General features: G+C 55.1%; 14 protein-coding genes. 6 read left to right on the forward strand and 8 right to left on the reverse strand.

The window, feature by feature from the left end:
* Positions 1–7: 7 nt before the first annotated feature.
* Positions 8–1,699, reverse strand: a complete 1,692-nt coding sequence (locus tag VFO10_RS00245; protein WP_325136647.1) for a Kelch repeat-containing protein — start codon at positions 1,697–1,699, stop codon at positions 8–10.
* Positions 1,696–2,514 (reverse strand): TIGR02147 family protein, encoded by an 819-nt coding sequence (locus VFO10_RS00250; RefSeq protein WP_325136648.1) that lies wholly within the window; start codon positions 2,512–2,514, stop codon positions 1,696–1,698. Before VFO10_RS00250 ends, VFO10_RS00245 begins: the two co-directional genes overlap by 4 nt.
* 302 nt (positions 2,515–2,816) lie before the next feature.
* On the opposite strand from VFO10_RS00250, the gene VFO10_RS00255 reads away from it, so the two are divergent.
* The 3 genes from VFO10_RS00255 (at position 2,817) to VFO10_RS00265 (ending at position 5,871) form a co-directional block, all read left to right on the forward strand.
* Positions 2,817–3,320 carry a hypothetical protein gene (locus VFO10_RS00255; RefSeq protein ID WP_325136649.1) on the forward strand — a complete coding sequence of 168 codons (504 nt, stop codon included), beginning with the start codon at positions 2,817–2,819 and terminating at the stop codon, positions 3,318–3,320.
* A 209-nt stretch (positions 3,321–3,529) separates the two neighbouring features.
* Positions 3,530–5,407: an alpha/beta hydrolase family protein gene (locus tag VFO10_RS00260; RefSeq protein ID WP_325136650.1), complete on the forward strand. Its 1,878-nt coding sequence runs from the start codon at positions 3,530–3,532 to the stop codon at positions 5,405–5,407.
* A gap of 11 nt (positions 5,408–5,418) precedes the next feature.
* Entirely contained in the window at positions 5,419–5,871 is a 453-nt protein-coding gene (locus VFO10_RS00265) for a YbaN family protein (RefSeq protein ID WP_325136651.1), read from the forward strand.
* A 4-nt stretch (positions 5,872–5,875) separates the two neighbouring features.
* On the opposite strand, the gene VFO10_RS00270 is transcribed toward VFO10_RS00265, so the two are convergent.
* The 6 genes from VFO10_RS00270 to VFO10_RS00295 form a co-directional block, all read right to left on the reverse strand.
* Complete coding sequence (locus VFO10_RS00270; protein ID WP_325136652.1) at positions 5,876–6,886, reverse strand: hypothetical protein; 1,011 nt, start codon at positions 6,884–6,886, stop codon at positions 5,876–5,878.
* Between the two features lie 120 nt (positions 6,887–7,006).
* Positions 7,007–7,483, reverse strand: a complete 477-nt coding sequence (bcp, locus tag VFO10_RS00275; RefSeq protein ID WP_325136653.1) for a thioredoxin-dependent thiol peroxidase — start codon at positions 7,481–7,483, stop codon at positions 7,007–7,009.
* Positions 7,484–7,501: 18 nt separating this feature from the next.
* Positions 7,502–8,851 carry a TldD/PmbA family protein gene (locus VFO10_RS00280; RefSeq protein ID WP_325136654.1) on the reverse strand — a complete coding sequence of 450 codons (1,350 nt, stop codon included), beginning with the start codon at positions 8,849–8,851 and terminating at the stop codon, positions 7,502–7,504.
* Positions 8,851–10,233, reverse strand: coding sequence for a TldD/PmbA family protein (locus VFO10_RS00285; protein ID WP_325136655.1), 1,383 nt, complete (start codon positions 10,231–10,233; stop codon positions 8,851–8,853). The genes VFO10_RS00280 and VFO10_RS00285 overlap by 1 nt, the downstream gene beginning before the upstream one ends.
* A 404-nt stretch (positions 10,234–10,637) precedes the next feature.
* Complete coding sequence (locus tag VFO10_RS00290) at positions 10,638–11,375, reverse strand: hypothetical protein (protein ID WP_325136656.1); 738 nt, start codon at positions 11,373–11,375, stop codon at positions 10,638–10,640.
* Positions 11,376–11,548: 173 nt separating this feature from the next.
* The gene (locus VFO10_RS00295) at positions 11,549–12,409 is read right to left on the reverse strand and encodes a hypothetical protein (RefSeq protein WP_325136657.1); all 861 of its coding nucleotides are present in this window, start codon (positions 12,407–12,409) and stop codon (positions 11,549–11,551) included.
* Between the two features lie 285 nt (positions 12,410–12,694).
* Between VFO10_RS00295 and VFO10_RS00300 the strand changes: the two genes are divergently transcribed.
* The 3 genes from VFO10_RS00300 (at position 12,695) to VFO10_RS00310 (ending at position 16,175) form a co-directional block, all read left to right on the forward strand.
* A complete protein-coding gene (locus tag VFO10_RS00300; RefSeq protein WP_325136658.1) occupies positions 12,695–14,815 on the forward strand; it encodes a lytic transglycosylase domain-containing protein in 2,121 nt (706 codons plus the stop codon).
* A 63-nt stretch (positions 14,816–14,878) separates the two neighbouring features.
* Positions 14,879–15,796: a metallophosphoesterase gene (locus VFO10_RS00305; protein WP_325136659.1), complete on the forward strand. Its 918-nt coding sequence runs from the start codon at positions 14,879–14,881 to the stop codon at positions 15,794–15,796.
* Positions 15,797–15,893: 97 nt separating this feature from the next.
* Positions 15,894–16,175, forward strand: a complete 282-nt coding sequence (locus VFO10_RS00310) for an HU family DNA-binding protein (protein WP_325136660.1) — start codon at positions 15,894–15,896, stop codon at positions 16,173–16,175.
* The last annotated feature ends 18 nt before the right edge of the window (positions 16,176–16,193 follow it).

The following is a 16,193-nucleotide window of genomic DNA, read 5'->3' on the forward strand; positions in this document are numbered from 1 at the left end:
GAGGAAATCAGGGAAAATACTGGGCGCCGGACCTTTGGGTTTTATTCCCCCCAGCATAACCGCCCCAGACCAGGGCGCTGCTGCCCGTCCAAACGATGGACGAGAACGAGCGCGGCGGTGGCGTCACCGAACCCGGTAGTATGCGCCAGCGCAAGGTAAAGGGATTGAACGCATAGACTTCACCAAAGAACGTGGCCAGACGCTTGGATTGACCGCCGATCAGAAGGATCTCTTCGCCGTTCCAAACCACCTGATGGCCAAAGCGTTCGGTCATGAGCTCACTGCGATAGGTCGTCCAGCTGTTGGTGGCCGGATAATAAAGACCGCCGGTGGATGTCAGATCCGTGCTGGTGGCTGTTCCACCGCCACTGATGATGACCATGGCGTTCCCCGTCCACACCGCCTGATGACCCGCGCGGGCCGAGGGTGCGCCCTGAGCTTTGTCCGCTATGGTCTTCCAGCTGTCGGTCGCCGGGTTATAGATAGCGCCGTAATCCGTGACGACATTGTTTCCGGAATAACCACCCCAGACGATCATGCTGCTGCCAGTCCACACTGCGGAATGACCCTGCTGCGTGCGCGGAGCGCCGGCACCGATGCTCATCTTCGCCCAGGTGCGCGTTGCGGGATCGAAGGTCGCGCCTAGTGCGTAGTTGCTGCTGTCATATCCGCCCCAAACGATGACCTTGTCACCTGTCCACACCGATGTCTGCACAGGATAGGTCGTGACCAAGGGCTGCGCGGGCTTCCAGAAATCCGGAGCGGCCACCTGAGTCCAAACTTTGGTGCTTGGGTTATAAAGAGCGCCATTGAAAGTCCAGGTCGTCGTCTGACCGCTGCTGTTATAGCCGCCCCAGATGAAGACTTCGCTGCCGGTCCAGATCGCGTTCGCCTGTCCACGCGCCGTGAACCAGGCGGGAGGATTCAGGTCGGTCCACTCTCCCGTCGCGGGATTGTAGGAATAAGCGGTGTCGAGATAAGCCGGGATTTCATCACGGAAACCGCCGACCACGATCATGCTTTCACCTGTCCACACAGATGTGTGTTTCTGCATGCTGGGGGGTGCATTGGTCAGGCCCAAAGGAAGCGAATCCATAAGACCGCTCTGCCAGGCGTCCATGATTCCGATGGCGATCAGGTCCGCCGTGGTTTCATCCGCATTGAAATGATGCGTGGCTTCATGAATCAGAAGCTGAGCGATCTGCATGAAGTTCAAAGGCGCGCTCGCCCCGGAACGGCAGGTCGGATACGACAGCTGAATAGGATTCGCCGTCGGGATCTTGCCCTCGGCTCCGGGTGGAACCGTGAACGCGCAGGAAGGTTTTTCCTCGTTCACCCACACGTGTTCGGACTGCAGAATATCCGCGGCCAGAAATTTTTGATTCTTCAGGATCCATTCGCGGATGTTAGCCGCTTGAATTCGCGACAGGGAATTGGGATTGATGCGCAGTACGATATTCGCCGCGTACTCGCGAGCACGAGCAAAATTGATCCGAAGCCAGTCGCCACCATTGCCAACACCCCAGTGGCCAAGCTTGCCACCCGGTGTGACCATGGGCAGGTCCGGTTCGATGCCAACAGTGACAGGGATGTCCTTGTCGAAATTGTACTGTGGCAATGGTTTCAGGTTCTTCAGCTGGGCATGCGCCGCCATCGGGCTTAAACCGATTAAAAGCGCGGCTATTCGAAGCCTTTTCATACCGTTCCCTCCTCCACAATCTTAAAGAGTTGCATGGATATGCAGTAGAGCAATTCCCTGGGCTGTTCGCCCTGAAACTGAGCGCAGAAACGACGTTGAAAATCCTGGATGGCCTCGAAAGCCGCGGGAAGATCAGCGCGATCCACAGTCAGAAAATGTGTCGAAAACAAGCGTTCCTGGACGGGTTGCACAGCCATGGCCTGAATGGCTTTTTCCAGAACCTGGCGGTGGAACTTTCGAATACTGCCCGAGGGAACACCCCCTGGCACCCAACCGTCCTCTTGAATAGCAACGTATTGATCGCCTTCTTTTTTCAAAAGACCCACCCGAATCAGACGATCAACCGCCAATTCGATTTGGATCAGGGGGATCCCAAGGCGTCTGGCGATCCACTTGGTATCGTGCCGGAAGTCCTTGCACTTCATGAGTTCCAGTATTCCGAGGTGATACCAGTCAGAAATAATCTTAAAGGCATCGAGTTGCAACTGAAACCGACTATCCCGCTCCTTTTCAAAGTCCACCTTGAGTAAGCGCAGCTTGGCTTCTTCGCGCTCCTTAACACTTCTGGCGTGCTTGATGGACACTAAGTCACAAAAGTACTGGGTTTCCCTTTCGTCGAATCCCAGAACACCCGCTATTTTTTGCGCGGCTCCTCGCGAAAGACCCTGCTTCCGATTCAAAATCTCGCTCAGTCGTGACGGCGACAGTTTCAGATCACGAGCGAAGGCACGCAGCGAATATCGTGGATTTTGATCGCAGCGGTTCGTCAGTTCCTTCTGCAGGATCAGACGATAGTCTGTAGCTCTTGCTTCCATAGAATGATGACTCCCTCATCTTGTTCTTAACGCACACAGAACACTTATGTCCAGCGGGAGGGAACAAAGTGTTCTGTAAACTTTTGCGCGAACAGAAAGAGTCCAATTGGCGGATTGAACCTCATCGAAAATAATTACCAACCTGAAAGAAGTGACGGGGTAAGGAAATCATAAAAGAGGCACGACGCATTCCGTAATGAACGGCCGCAAGCTGCCGGGACTGCTGACAGAAAGGCTGAGCCTTGAAAAGTGCCGAAGGGATTTTCGTGAAGAATAGAATTCCGGCCGAAGAGGTTCTTGTCATGAGTAGTTTACCTAGTTTCGCTGATGCGACGAAACCCTCAGTCCATGATGCTGCCCAGGAGATGCTCCGCCGCGAAATCGACGAAATCGTCCAAATTTCACTGACGCTGTCGAAGTCTCTTGGCTTCTTGAAAAGCCGCCTGAAAACGCCTTTTCCAAAAACCTGCTCCAAATGCGGATTCGTGTACCAGGCCTTCGAAGATTTTTTTTACGGCACGGAAGAAATAGCGCGAGGAACGGTGAGCTATCCCATCCTCGGCAACGACTTTTATCTGCATCGGAATTGCAAGCCACCTTGCGAAACCACACTGGTCGTGGTCTTTGTCGATCGACGCGATGAATCCATTCCAGGCGTGCGTCGCCGTCAGCTTTTTGAAACCTGCATCGAGCGCCTGCAGTCTGCCTTTCATGTGGATGAGACAAATGCGCGGGATATTCTCTTGACGCTGCTCGCCAATCAACTGACTTTGCGTTCGCAGGGAGAAGCCGCAGGCTTTCGCTGAATTTCCGCAACCGTGATCCAGAACCATCTGCATAAAACTTCTGTATTCCTTGTGTTTTGGATCCCGCACTGCTAGCATCTTCAGCGCGAGACTTTATTGCTGAAGAGAGCACGAGCACCATGCGAATTACAGCGGACACCTTACTCAGCATGACGGAAAAAAGTTTCGTGCGAGAATATCTCTGGACACCAGAGCAGCAACTAGCGTTTATGACCGCACGCGACCATGGCGTCCGCTATATGGACGGCTCGTCATCCTTGACGGAAGATCCCCGAATACCCATCGATTTTCACGCTGAACTTGATCAGGGCGGCGGCAGCTTTGTTGCGGCTAAAAGCGGCATCTACGGTCTGGCTCCCCAGGCTTTGACCCTGTATTCGTGGAACAAAGACGGCACGCGCTTTCGTCCGGTTCGGGCGCAGGAACTTGTGCTCTGGCAAACAGGCTACGATCGCAAGATCGTGCTGGCCCGCATTCCGCCGTCCCTCGGTCTGCAGATTGATCCACGCGAGCGCTGGCTGTCGTGGATCAGCGAACATGGTCACGAAGAGGAACTCGAAATCTTCTCGCGCCTGCGTCAGGATCGCGAGGTTCGCAGTGTTCTGCGAGTGCCTGGCTTTCTCCGCAACGTGCGCTGGCATCCTGACAAGGCCATGATGCTCTATATCTCCTGGCCCTTGAACGACGTGCCTTGGGAGTCCGCAACGCTCTATCTTGCGGACTACGACATGCAGGACTTGCGTCCCGTTCCGCGGGTCGGCCGCCCCCTGCAACCACCACAGCTTGGCACGGTACCCATGAGCTGTTCGGAAGCGGCCTTCAGTCCCTGCGGGCGTTATGTGATCGCGCTTCTGCGAACCGGCGAATGGTATCAATTCTGGTCCTATGACATCGCGAAGCAAAAGTGGCACCAGCTGAGCCACGCGCAATCCGAACACGCCAAGCCCCCGCGCGGCGCCGAGCAACCCCAATTCGCCCTGCATCCTCATCGGCCTCTGGTCCTTGGGATTTCGGCGGATAAAGGCAGTTCGCACTTTGTTCATTATCACTATGCGCAGGATGATTATCCGCAGCGCTGGAAGGCTCCGCGCACCCGCGACAGCTGGCTCGATCAACCACGCTTTTCGCCGGATGGTCGTCATCTGTCGGTGATCAGCGCGTCGAGTCAAAGTCTGCCTGGGCTTCGTTCATGGCAGTACGATGTCGATACCTGGTATGAAGCCAATCGCGTGCGCCTCAAGCAGCCTTATCGCACGCAATCGCAATCACCACTGCGCGTGAGCTGGCCGAGTCTGGACGGCGAAACCGTGCACGGACTCCTTTATCAACCGAAGGATGTGAGTGGGCCTTTGCCGCTGATCATCGCGGTGCACGGGGGGCCTGTTGAACAGGTGAGCGCGGGCTGGCCAGCGAAAGCGAAATTTTTCACGCAGCTCGGCTTTGCGTTCCTTTATGTCAACTATCGCGGCAGCTGGGGATATGGCTCAAGCTATCAAAGGGCTCTGGCCGGACGCTGGGGACAGATTGATGCGGAAGACGTGGCCTCTGCGGTCAAATCCCTCGCGGAACAGGGCTTCATTGATCCCACGCGCGTGGGGCTTTGGGGTGGGGCCGCCGGTGGCATGACTGTCCTGAACATTCTGATTCGCTTCCCCCGCCTGATTCGTTCGGCGGTTGCGGTTTATCCTTTTCTGGATTTGCCGGATATTCTGCAGCGCTGTTCACCGCTCAAACGCGCTGAATTCAAATGGGCGCTCGGCGACTGCACGCGTGACGAGATGCTGGCGCGATCGCCCCTTCTCAGGGCGGGCCGCATCAAGACGCCCTTGGCTCTTTTCCATGGCGCCCAGGATAAACTGGTGCCTGTGGAGCAGATGCAGCAGCTGCAGAACCTCTTGGAAAAACAGGGCACCGCGGTGCAGCTGAAAATTTACGAACATGAAGGTCATGGCTGGAAGCACGAAACCACCCGCTATGATTATGCGCGGCGCGTCACGGACTTTTTTGTGAAGAGTCTGATGGAAAGCGATTCCCGCTCCATCGCCCTGCAATATGGTCAGCGCGAACAACCCTATCAATCCATTTAAGGACGGCCTTTTTGGGCGAGAAAGAGCGGGAAGAGATCGACTATAGTCACGAGGTGCGGCTGATTCAGTCCCGCACCGGCCGCTATGCGATGATCGGTCTTGCCATGTTTTTTCTGCTGCTCGGGTTCATCGGCGTTTTCACTCCGATCATGCCGACGATGCCTTTCGTGCTTTTATCAGCCGTCTGCTTCGCCCGCAGTTCTCCCCGCTTTTACAACTGGCTCATGAATCACCAGTGGTTCGGTCCTTCGCTCAGGGATTGGAAGACCACCGGCGGCATTCGTCGGAAAAATAAAATACTGGCCATCAGTCTTCTCGGTTTCTCCATGACGCCCACCGTGGTCTTCATCATTCCCATCATGGGCGTCAAGATTCTGATGACGGTCATCGGCCTTTGCGTGGCCGCCTTCATTGCCACCCGTCCGGATCCGGATCGGGTGAACGGTCAGCCTCTGGACCCTTGAACGTTTACGGCTTCGCCTCGTAATTCACCTTCAATTCAAGCCCGGCAGTGACAGCGACCTTGGCGCTCAAGGTGACAAGTCGTGTGGCGGCATCGTAAACCCAGGCATCCTGCGACAAAACCTTGCCGCCTAGAGTGACGAGGAGTTTATCCGGATTCAAGGGCTCCCGCGATAAGAGAATGGACTGGCTGCGCTTCAGAACGTCCTTGGTAAAGCGATCTATGATCATGCTCCAGTCCGGGGAACAGATATCGAGGATGCTGCCGCCCGTCTGCGCGGCCAGCGTTATATATTCCTGCCCCACGGCTGCAATTTGACAAAGCCCTGCAGCCTGCATGGACGTTGGCGTTCCAATCACTCCACTGACTGTGGCCTTCCATTTATTCATGGGGTCAAAGTCCTTGGCCGTATTTCCGCCCATGGTATTTGCAGCGCCCTGACCGTTGATTCCATTGTCATCGGATATCACGAGGACTTCGAGTTTCGCCTCGGGACGAAAGGCGAGCGGCGGATTCATCACCATGCCTTTGACGTTTTGATAGCGTGCGGCATAGGCCCCGGAAAGGGTCTGGCTCACATGCCCGAGCGCATCATGACTGCCGATCTCCTGAACGATCAGAGCAACCTTGCCGGCGTCCACGTCCGGTGGGAAGCTGAAGACGGGTCCGGTCACGGGGGCCTCGTCATCATCCTCCTCACGGCCCGCGATCAGATGGATGCGGGGGTCGAGACTGCCTTTTTGCAATGCGAGGATCAGCTTGTTCAGATTCACCGATACCGCAGCGCGCTCCTCATCCATACTGCCGCTCGAATCCAGGGCAATGACGAGGTCCACATTTTTGGAAATCGTGATGGTATCGGTCACAGCATTGGGACCGGATGCGGCTGCATCGACGGCACCATTCACGTCACCCGATCCGCCGTCAGTGCTCGATTTTCCGCGAAAGCCGGACTTATTGCAGGCGCCTAATGCGAGGCAAAATACCAGGCAAAGCGTTAACTTGGAAGAGTTCATACACCCCTCAATCGCAGTAGAGTTGAAGCGTTATCGGCATTTTTTACAAAAAATTTAGTTTATTTTTGCATAGCTCGGGGGATGAAAAAGCCCGCGAGGTTCCGCGGGCTTGAGGATTTGTCAGGCGTTTTCCTGGATCCAATCCAGCACATCATCGTGATGCGTTTTGGTATTCACCTTCGGCATCACGTGCAGGATCTTGCCATCCTTGCCAATGATGAAGGTGGAGCGGATCACGCCCATGTATTCCTTCCCATAATTCTTTTTCAGGCCCCAGGCCCCATAGGCCTCGGCCACGGCATGATCAGGATCAGAGAGAAGGTCGAAGTTGAGCTTTTCCTTGACGCGAAACTTATCCAGCTTGTCGGGTGTATCCGGGCTGACGCCCAGCACCGCGATGCCTTTGCTGCTGAATCTGCGCTTGCTGTCCCGAATACCGCAGGCCTGGGTCGTGCAGCCCGGCGTCATGGCTTTGGGATAGAAATAAAGCACCACGATCTTATCGCCCTTGTAATCTTTCAGACTGATGGTGTCTCCATCCTGATTCTGGAGCGAAAAAGCGGGGGCTTTGGTTCCGACTTCTAGGAAACTGCTCATCCAACATCCTTTCCTGTGTTAACTGCCTGCGACGCTGAGTCCACCAAAACGGATCTCGGGACTGAAGAAACTCCACGACGAGCTGGGTTCCACCTTGTCACCGACGGCCTGGATCTGCTGCAGGATTTCATAGAAGTTACCCGAGAGCGTCACATCCTTCACGTACTGCTCGGTTTTGCCTCCCCGCATCAGAAGACCTTCCACCGCAAGGGAGAAATAACCCGAGATGGCGTTGGTTCCCGAATGAAGGCCTTTCAGGGAAATCACCTTAAGGACGGTGCCGCCGTAAAGGTCTTTGACTCCCGTGCGACCGGGATCGAGGACCAGCTGCGTGCTGCTCGTGCCGAGCGATCCACGGGGACCGCGGGCCCCATGTCCGGTGTTCGGCTTTTTGAAATAGCGGGCGGTGGCGCTGTTGTGGAACATGCTCTTCATCACGCCCTTTTCCACCAGCACGAGGTCTTTGCGAATCACGCCTTCATCATCGAAGCCGCTATAAGAAAAACCATCCTTATACTGAGGACAGTCGCGAATCGTGATCTCACTTGAGGCAATGCTCTGCCCCAGCTTTTCACGGTAATAGGCGGTGCCCTCCATCGCGGCCTTGGCGGAAAAGGCCCCCAGGAATGCCCCCATGAGGCTCTGCCATTCATCAATATCGAAGATCACATCATAGCGCCCGGTAGGGACGGCTTTCGCGCTCAAAAGGTTCAGGGCTGTTTCCGCGCTCTGCTTCACGCAGTAGACGGGATCCAGTCCTTGGAACGTGCGACTGACGCTGGAACCCGAATACATCGACTGCGTCGAGCCTTCGCTGGCCAGAGCCGAGGTGTAGCAGGAAAAACTGCGCTCCTTCTGATAGCAAAAGGTCCCGAGGTGATTCGCATAGAAATGCTCGCCCTCACCATCGGCATAGCCGTTATACGGCGCATTGCGTATGCGTTGGTCCCGCGTCAGGACTTCATTTTCGAGGCGCAGGGCCAGGTCGACTTTTTCCTTCACCGAGGCATCATCGGGTTGATTCATGCCCGGCTGGATTTCAATCAGGTCCTTGGGATTTTTCTGTTCGATCGCCTGGTAGGGATCGGGGCTCGAATAACGCGAGGTTTCAAGAGCCTGCTTGACGAGCAGCCTCAGGGCCGGGTCTTCCAGGGATTCACTGGCGGCGATTCCCGCCCTTTGATCCTGCAGCACGCGAATGCCGATGACCTGGGTGCTTGTCACCTTGGATTTATCGATGCGCCCCTGCTGGGCATTCAAAGAGAAGGATTTACCGCGTTCCAGGATCACATCACACTGCTGCACACCCAGATCGCGGGCCATGTCGAGGACTTTGAAACAAATGTCTCGTCCTTGTTTCCATTCCATCAGGCTTCCCCTCCCACCAGAATTTCGTCCACCTTCAAAGCTGGCTGTCCCACGGTCACGGGAATGGAGCCGCTCACCGATCCGCACATGCCTGGAGACAGCTCCAGGTTCTGACCGACCATGGAAATTTTTCTCAAGACCTCGGGGCCTGAACCGATCAGAGTCGCACCCCGGACAGGTCTATCAATCTTGCCGTCTTTGATCAGATATGCTTCCTCGACTGCAAAGTTGAAATCACCCGTGCCCGGCGTCACGCTTCCGCCGCCCATGACTTTGGCGAAAAGGCCTTCTTTCACAGTGGACAGCATCGCTTCCACGGAATGCGGACCGGCTTCGATATAGGTGTTCCGCATGCGCGAGGCCGGTGCGAATTTATAGGACTGACGCCGGCCGGACCCGGTGCGGGCATAGCCTGTTTTCATGTGACCCAGTCGATCCACCAGGAAGGATTCCAGGCGACCATTGCGAATCAGCTGGGTTTTCTGCGTGGGCATGCCTTCATCATCCATGTTGATGGAACCCCAAAGACCTGGGATGGTTCCATCATCCACGGCGCTGACGGCTTCATGTGCGATCATCTCGCCCATCTTGTCGTGAAAGACCGAGGCTTTTTTCTCGACCGAAGTCGTTTCCAGAAGATGGCCGCAGGCCTCATGAAAAATCACGCCGCCAAAGCCATTATCAATAATGACCGGCATTTTTCCCGCGGGACAGGGATCGGCATGCAGAACGGTCAAAGCCCTTTTCACGAGCAAATCCGCCATTTCCTGGGGGTCCAGATCGCGGGTCAATTCCCAGCCGCGCGCGCCGCCAGGACCGTGGAAGGCGCGGGCTTGCTTGCTGCCATCGGCCGCGATCGCCGTCAGGGGCAGTCGCGTGTAGTGCCTTTGATCTTCCATCGCGAGGCCTTCCGAATCAAAGACCTGCACGGTTTGCCATTTTTGAAGGCTGCCGATATCCATCTGCACGATCTTCGGATTTTTGCGGGCGTATTCATCCACCTTCAGAAGATAGGCGATCTTCTCTTCATACGCCGCGTCACGATCCAGACCGCGTTGGGCGGGCTGCCGATCGGCGGAACGCTGCACTTTAAGATTGCGGGCTTTGCCCTGCCCCGGTTTTCGATCAAGGCCGCAGATGAGCGCCACAATCCGCAGCAGCTCCTCGCGCTCGGCGATGTTGGTGTAGCCATAAACGGATTTATCGCCGAACAGCGCGCGAATACCGATGCCGAAATCAGTTCCGGTTTTTATATCTTTGACTTTTTGATCTTTGATGGCGATGACGCTGTGGACCGTTTGCTCGACATAAACGTCGACGAAATCAGCACCAAAAGAAAGCCCCTCTTGAATCAATTCCTGAGCTATCTGAACATCTAACATAGTTTGGCTTTACTCCATCGTGAGTGGCACAATGAGACTGAGCACTCTTCAGCCCTGAGTTTAACCAGTCCGGGCGCTTTTGGCCACAGTCATTAAGTCGCAACGAAAAATGCGGACAGACCCGTGCCTTTGCACGGTTGCAGAGGCCCGGGGCCTTGCGTTCGTGCTGGCTCGCTCTGACGTCCCAGCCCCGATGTACGACAAAATCTTTTCAATGGCATCCATGGGCGCTATCATGGCACTTATGACATTCGCAATGTTGATAGTAAAAAAGAGTTTCTTGAAGGACGGACAGGAGATGTATTCGGAGTCGCGCAAGCGGATCTGAAGAAGTTCCTCAAGACCTTATAGGAAGATGGTGATACAGGGCTTTCGCCGCAGCGAGAGCCCTGTTGTTTTTTATTTCAACCGCGACAGCCGCGAATCACACCGAAGGTCCAGTCATCGGCGGCTTCGTTGAACTCATCACCGCAGTTCCGATCCGAAGCACCACCGCTTGCCGAGTTGCGGTACGAGCAGGCGTCATGATCCATGCAGTCCTTGGTCCATGATGAAGGCAGCCAGCCGCCGCAGTCCGATCCGCAGCGTCCCATGCAGCCGTATCCGCTGGGCCAGTTGGTACCGACCAGAATATTCTCGCTGACGTAACCGGCGGCCTGCGTACTCCACTCCGCTTTCACGGTCGTGTTTTTCTTGATGCAGGTGATGCCGTCATTGGTCAAAGAAAGACCTCTGTTATAGCGCTCGCTTTCGAAGGTGTAGTTGGCAGGAGCATACGACAGGTAATCGAGGATCTTATATGTGATCTGATCATCCGCAGGCGAGGCCTCGCTCAGCTGATTGGCTTGCGCGAAAGCGTCCGCAGCTTTTTTCAGGGCTGCCTTGTCCTCATCGTTCAGCGTTGCCCCGTGACTATCGAAGGTCTTGTAACCGTCATCGCCGTAGCTGATGTCGATGGTCTTGTCTCCAACGTTGACGGTCAGATCGCGCTGATCCGATGACTCAGCCTCGCGCGAAATTGTAACGCCGCTATCACCCAGGACCTTCGCCTTGTTTTGATCGGCCGTATTTTGCGGGGAATTTTTGGGAATGCCGCAGGCTGCCAACAGAAGGACTGGAATAGCCAAATAAAACTTAGTCATGAACTTTCCCTTCAGAGAAGTGATCTTCAGGTTTGAACACTTATCGGGAAGGGAGCGGCCGAAGCTGAAAGGGTGGTTTGCCGTGACCTGTAGCCTTGAAGGACCACAGGCCTATTCGGGAACGTGACAGGGTGTAAAACTCATAAGGGGGATCCGTACTCGGGCTCCCGCAGTCACTGGATCGCGGCGCCGGTCACAGACCAGTACTTATCACCTTGGAAAACAAGCACATCGCCGCTGACTTCCTTCTTTCCTGAATCCACGCGCATCGCGAGCTGCGTGTAGTCTTCATGTCCGGTGAGGGGAACCTTGGCCCGCGACCAGGCGAGGCTGAGGCCAGACATTTCCAGCAGCGCGACCGTTTCCTTGCCCGCGAACCAATAGCCGCCCGATTCCGTTTCCCCGGCCGCGATGATGCCTCCTTCCAAGGAAACCGGCAGAGCGCTACTGAATTGGCTCACGGAAGGGGTACCGTTGCGAATCGCCAGAATCGCGATGTTGGTATCAAGATGAAGAATGATGGTGTCGACCGCAGCATAAAGAACCCGAGCCTTCGTCCAGTCGCCTTTGATGCTCGAGGTGTTGAAGTTTTCCACCGGGACCGTACCGCCGGCAGCTTCACCGGCCTTCCTGCGCCCCAGGGTCTGGGGGCCCACGAGCCAGAATTTGCCATCGGGCAGGGTGAAAAGGCTGTAACCCGAAGGCTGAACGATCGCGGCATCCATCTGGGCCGGCGGCGCGTCGGCGGCCGCATTATAGAGCCAGGATTTGCCATCTTTACCAAAGAGCACGATCTGGGTCGTGGAGACCTTGTTCACCAGATTGATATTGGCTTTGAATTCAGGCGTCAGGCCCGCATTGTTTTTGGCCTCGGTCAGGTTCGGCCCAACGTAATCGGTTGGCTTCCCGCTATCGGTTTTCACATCACCATCGCTCTGATCCGGTGAAGCCGGCAAAGGAATGGAAGCCGCGACTTCCCCTCGACGGTTGACCGCCTCTTCCGAGCAAGCAAACGTCAATGAAAGCAGAGCCATAGCTGCAGATTTCGTCCATAAGCTTGTCAAGGCCCAGTCTCCCATCCTAATCGCATGGATTCTTATCCCTATCTTTTCGACATTTTCTAAGAGTTTCTTAACGAAAAAAACCACGGTCTTCGAAGTGAGAAAAATTTTCCTAAGTCAGATTCTTGCCGTAAAATAAGGGTTGATCCAATGTCACCCTTTAACGCCCCACAATAACTGGCTTCAAGAAGCTTGGATAAAGTCATGTCCATAAGCTTCCGATACTTTATTGAGCCCTTCCTCGAGGAGTCCCAATTGATGCGCCGTTACCTGACCCACATTCTGCTGCTCGCAACAACCCTTGCAACACCGGGTAACTCATCGAAAGTTTTCGCCGATTCAGGATATGACCAAACCCTGAAGAAGGCCCTTAATACCCTGAAGGAACAGCAGCAGGAAAAATCCCGTAACGCCCTGAATGCCCTGGCGGAACAGGTTCAGAGCGATATGGAGCCGGCCAAGCGCCTGCAGGCCGCGATCATGCTGGCCGCATTTTACTGGGACAGCAACTACCGGCTTTCGCGTACTTACCTCGGCATCGCGGAATCATTACGGAATCCCACCGTTCCCGAACTGAGCCGCTTCGATGCGGAAATCGACCACATGAAGGTTCGTTTCCGCCATGCGGCGCTTTTGGATTTGGATACCAAGCGCGAGCTGGAAAATCAGCTGAAAGCGAATCCTCCCGAGCCGCTGCGCCTTTCCCTTGTGGAAATGCTGCTCGACACGGATGATGCCCTGAAACTGAACGCGGACTTCATTGCGGCCTATAAGCGATACTACACGGGCTATCCGCGCACGGTGCGCCGTGATCGTTTCCTGCGTAAAGCGGCTGACATTTACTATGCTCAGGGCGAGCATGCTGCTTACTTTCATCAGCTCGAAGGTCTTTTGGACCAATATCCAATCAGCGAAGAAGCGAAGGCCAGCCTGGATCGCCTGATTGAACATGCCCAGGGTAAAAAGCAGCCGTCGTATGCCTTCACCTTCCCCCTTCTGAAGAAGGTCTATCGCAATTCGTCGGCGGAGCCCGAGCAGCAAAAACGCATCCTGAGCCTGGTCGCGACCCCGATGCGTCGCACGGCCAAGGATCAGCCTCAAAAACTGGAAATCATCGATCAGATTCGCCTTTATGCCTATCTTCAACTCTACGATGAAGCTTTGACCCTGGCGCAGGCCGGTCTGAGCCAGCCGAACATCCCCCAAAAACTGCGGGATGAACTGACCAACTGGAACGCCTTCATCCTTTCTGAAAAGGGCGATCACCAGACGGCTCTGACCCGTTTCCCCACGCTCAACAAAAATGCGAGCGCGATCGAAGTCCTCTTCCAGGAATCCCAGGCCAAAAGCCTGATGAGTTCGCGGCAGTTTCCGCAGGCGGCCCAGATCTATAGCCAGCTGATGAAGCGCAAGGATCATCCGCGCTACCGCTGGTATTACTTCTGGAACTCCCTGGCCGGTGGCAACCTCGATACCGCACGTCGTTTCATGAGCAGCAAAGGCGAGCAGGTTTTCAATGAAACGGAATTCCGTCGCGACGCCTCCCTTTACTGGCGTGGACGCGCGGCCATCAGCGGCGGTCAGCTGGAAGAAGCGCAGCAGCTCTTTAAGAATCTGACTGAACGTCAGCAGCCCGGGTATTACGGAATGCTGGCCAAGAGCGCGCTGGCGCAAGGCCGTAAACTGGCGGAAAAAAATAAGGCCGCTGTGGCCGATTCTGAAGAAGAAGCCGCGCCGCTGAATGATGAGAGCGTGTCGCCCAAGGCCTTGCTTGCGGCATTCAAGCCGATGGATCGCCTGGATTCGCAGGATATCAAAGCCGCGGTCACCGTTCCGGCCAGTGGCGCGAAGAACGAATCCATTCCCTTTGCCAATTATGTTTATGAGATTGCCAAAGTCACGGCGATGGATCCCTATCTGATCCTGAGCATCATCAAATCGGAAAGCGCCTTCAATTCGCGGGCTCTTTCCACCGCCGGAGCCCAGGGCCTCATGCAGCTGATGCCCTATACCGCCGTGCGCCTCGCCCGACTGCTCGATGACCAGGATTTCCGCCTGGATCAGCTGCAGGCGGCCGATACCAATCTTCTTTATGGCAGCCTCTACCTGGCCCTGCTTCTGAACTACTATAATGGTCACGAAGTGCCTGCTGTCGCCGCGTATAACGCAGGACCCCAGGTGGTCAACAAGTGGCTGCGCGAATGCCAGAACTGTCCAGTCGATGCCTTTGTGGAATTCATTCCCTACGCGGAGACCAGAAATTACGTCAAAAAAGTACTGAACACCTACAGCAGCTACTATCAGGCCGAGCCGCAGAGCGAGCCCAATTACCTGTATAAAGAGCTGCCCACTGAGTTCCCGGACACGCAAATCTTTTGATTTTCAAGTCAGGCGCGGCGCTGTTATCCTCGTAAGAATTCCGACGTCACGAGGATCTTTGACATGCGCCGTGTCCCGCTCTTCTTTTTGCTTCTTTTCGCCTCTATTCTGGTTGGTTTCCTGACCTGGCGGCTCCGCGCTCCCCTTCGCCAAGAAAATCCCATAGTCTTGAAAGAACCCGGCGCCGACGTGATGGAGTTCATCTTCTTTGGTGACAATGGCAGCGGGCTGCCCGCGCAGTTCAAACTCGCCGAGGCCCTGGAGCGTTACTGCCTGACTCATCCCATACGAGCTGTGTTCATGTTAGGGGACAACTTCTATCCGGTGGGCGTGCAATCGGTCGATGATCCCCAGTGGCAAACCAAATTCCACGACGCCTATGGAACGCCATGCCTGAGCCAGCTTCCTTTTTATCCCATCCTCGGCAATCACGACTATAAAGGCCATCCTGCCGCGCAAATCGCCTATACGGCCAAGCAAAAACAATGGCGCATGCCCCATCGCTTCTACAGCGTGCAATTTGGTGATTTGGCAAAAATAATTGCGCTCGATACCAACGTCGCCGATATCTGTGGCTTCTCGGAGCACTGCGTTCTGGATTTTTTGCGTACATCTTTGCAGGATTCCAGCATCCCCTTCCGCATCGTGATCGGTCATCATCCGATCCTGAGTTCCAGCGGAAAGTACGGCACCACAATCCTTGGACGGATTTTGCGATCCTTCATGTGCAAAACGGGGGCCATTTACATCGCGGGACATTCCCATCATCTTGAGCATCGCCAGGACGCGGATTGTGCGCTGGAACTGTTTATCGCCGGTGGCGGCGGCGCATCGCTCTATGAAGTCAGAAAAGATGATCCCGGGACGCGTTTCGTGCAATCGAACCATGGATTCCTGAGCGTCAAGGTCAGCAAGGCCGGTAGCGCATTCACCTTCTTCGATAGTGATCTGAAGCAGCTGTACTCGTTTCCCGACCGCTAAATTTATTCAATAAGCGCAAAACACTTGCCTCGCCCGTTCAATCAGGCTACCTTCAGGGAAAATTATCACTCTCTGCTAGTTTTGGAGGAAGTTCTCAATGAACCGTTCCGAGCTGATTGACGCCATGGCGAAGCAAACTGGAGCTACAAAAGCTGATACAGACCGCTTTCTGAATGCCTTCACTTCGATTGTTGAAAAAAACATTAAGAGAAAAGAAGGTGTGAAACTGGTCGGCTTCGGCACGTTCTCGATCTCGAAGCGCAAAGCCCGTCTGGGCCGCAATCCACAGTCGGGCGAAGAGATTCAGATTCCCGCCCGCACGGTTCCCGTTTTCCGTCCAGGCGCCTTGCTCAAGCAAGCCGTCAACACAGCGAAATGAGCCAGATCTAAGCGTTCC

Source organism: Oligoflexus sp. (assembly GCF_035712445.1).
Taxonomy (GTDB): domain Bacteria; phylum Bdellovibrionota_B; class Oligoflexia; order Oligoflexales; family Oligoflexaceae; genus Oligoflexus.

What these genes read in the sequence shown, in the direction of transcription:
- VFO10_RS00245 (WP_325136647.1), bottom strand. Translation starts at nt 1,699, where the DNA reads ATGAAAAGGCTTCGAATAGCCGCGCTTTTAATCGGTTTAAGCCCGATG.
- VFO10_RS00250 (WP_325136648.1), bottom strand. Translation starts at nt 2,514, where the DNA reads ATGGAAGCAAGAGCTACAGACTATCGTCTGATCCTGCAGAAGGAACTG.
- VFO10_RS00255 (WP_325136649.1), top strand. Translation starts at nt 2,817, where the DNA reads ATGAGTAGTTTACCTAGTTTCGCTGATGCGACGAAACCCTCAGTCCAT.
- VFO10_RS00260 (WP_325136650.1), top strand. Translation starts at nt 3,530, where the DNA reads ATGACCGCACGCGACCATGGCGTCCGCTATATGGACGGCTCGTCATCC.
- VFO10_RS00270 (WP_325136652.1), bottom strand. Translation starts at nt 6,886, where the DNA reads ATGAACTCTTCCAAGTTAACGCTTTGCCTGGTATTTTGCCTCGCATTA.
- bcp (WP_325136653.1), bottom strand. Translation starts at nt 7,483, where the DNA reads ATGAGCAGTTTCCTAGAAGTCGGAACCAAAGCCCCCGCTTTTTCGCTC.
- VFO10_RS00280 (WP_325136654.1), bottom strand. Translation starts at nt 8,851, where the DNA reads ATGGAATGGAAACAAGGACGAGACATTTGTTTCAAAGTCCTCGACATG.
- VFO10_RS00285 (WP_325136655.1), bottom strand. Translation starts at nt 10,233, where the DNA reads ATGTTAGATGTTCAGATAGCTCAGGAATTGATTCAAGAGGGGCTTTCT.
- VFO10_RS00290 (WP_325136656.1), bottom strand. Translation starts at nt 11,375, where the DNA reads ATGACTAAGTTTTATTTGGCTATTCCAGTCCTTCTGTTGGCAGCCTGC.
- VFO10_RS00295 (WP_325136657.1), bottom strand. Translation starts at nt 12,409, where the DNA reads ATGGCTCTGCTTTCATTGACGTTTGCTTGCTCGGAAGAGGCGGTCAAC.
- VFO10_RS00300 (WP_325136658.1), top strand. Translation starts at nt 12,695, where the DNA reads ATGCGCCGTTACCTGACCCACATTCTGCTGCTCGCAACAACCCTTGCA.
- VFO10_RS00305 (WP_325136659.1), top strand. Translation starts at nt 14,879, where the DNA reads ATGCGCCGTGTCCCGCTCTTCTTTTTGCTTCTTTTCGCCTCTATTCTG.
- VFO10_RS00310 (WP_325136660.1), top strand. Translation starts at nt 15,894, where the DNA reads ATGAACCGTTCCGAGCTGATTGACGCCATGGCGAAGCAAACTGGAGCT.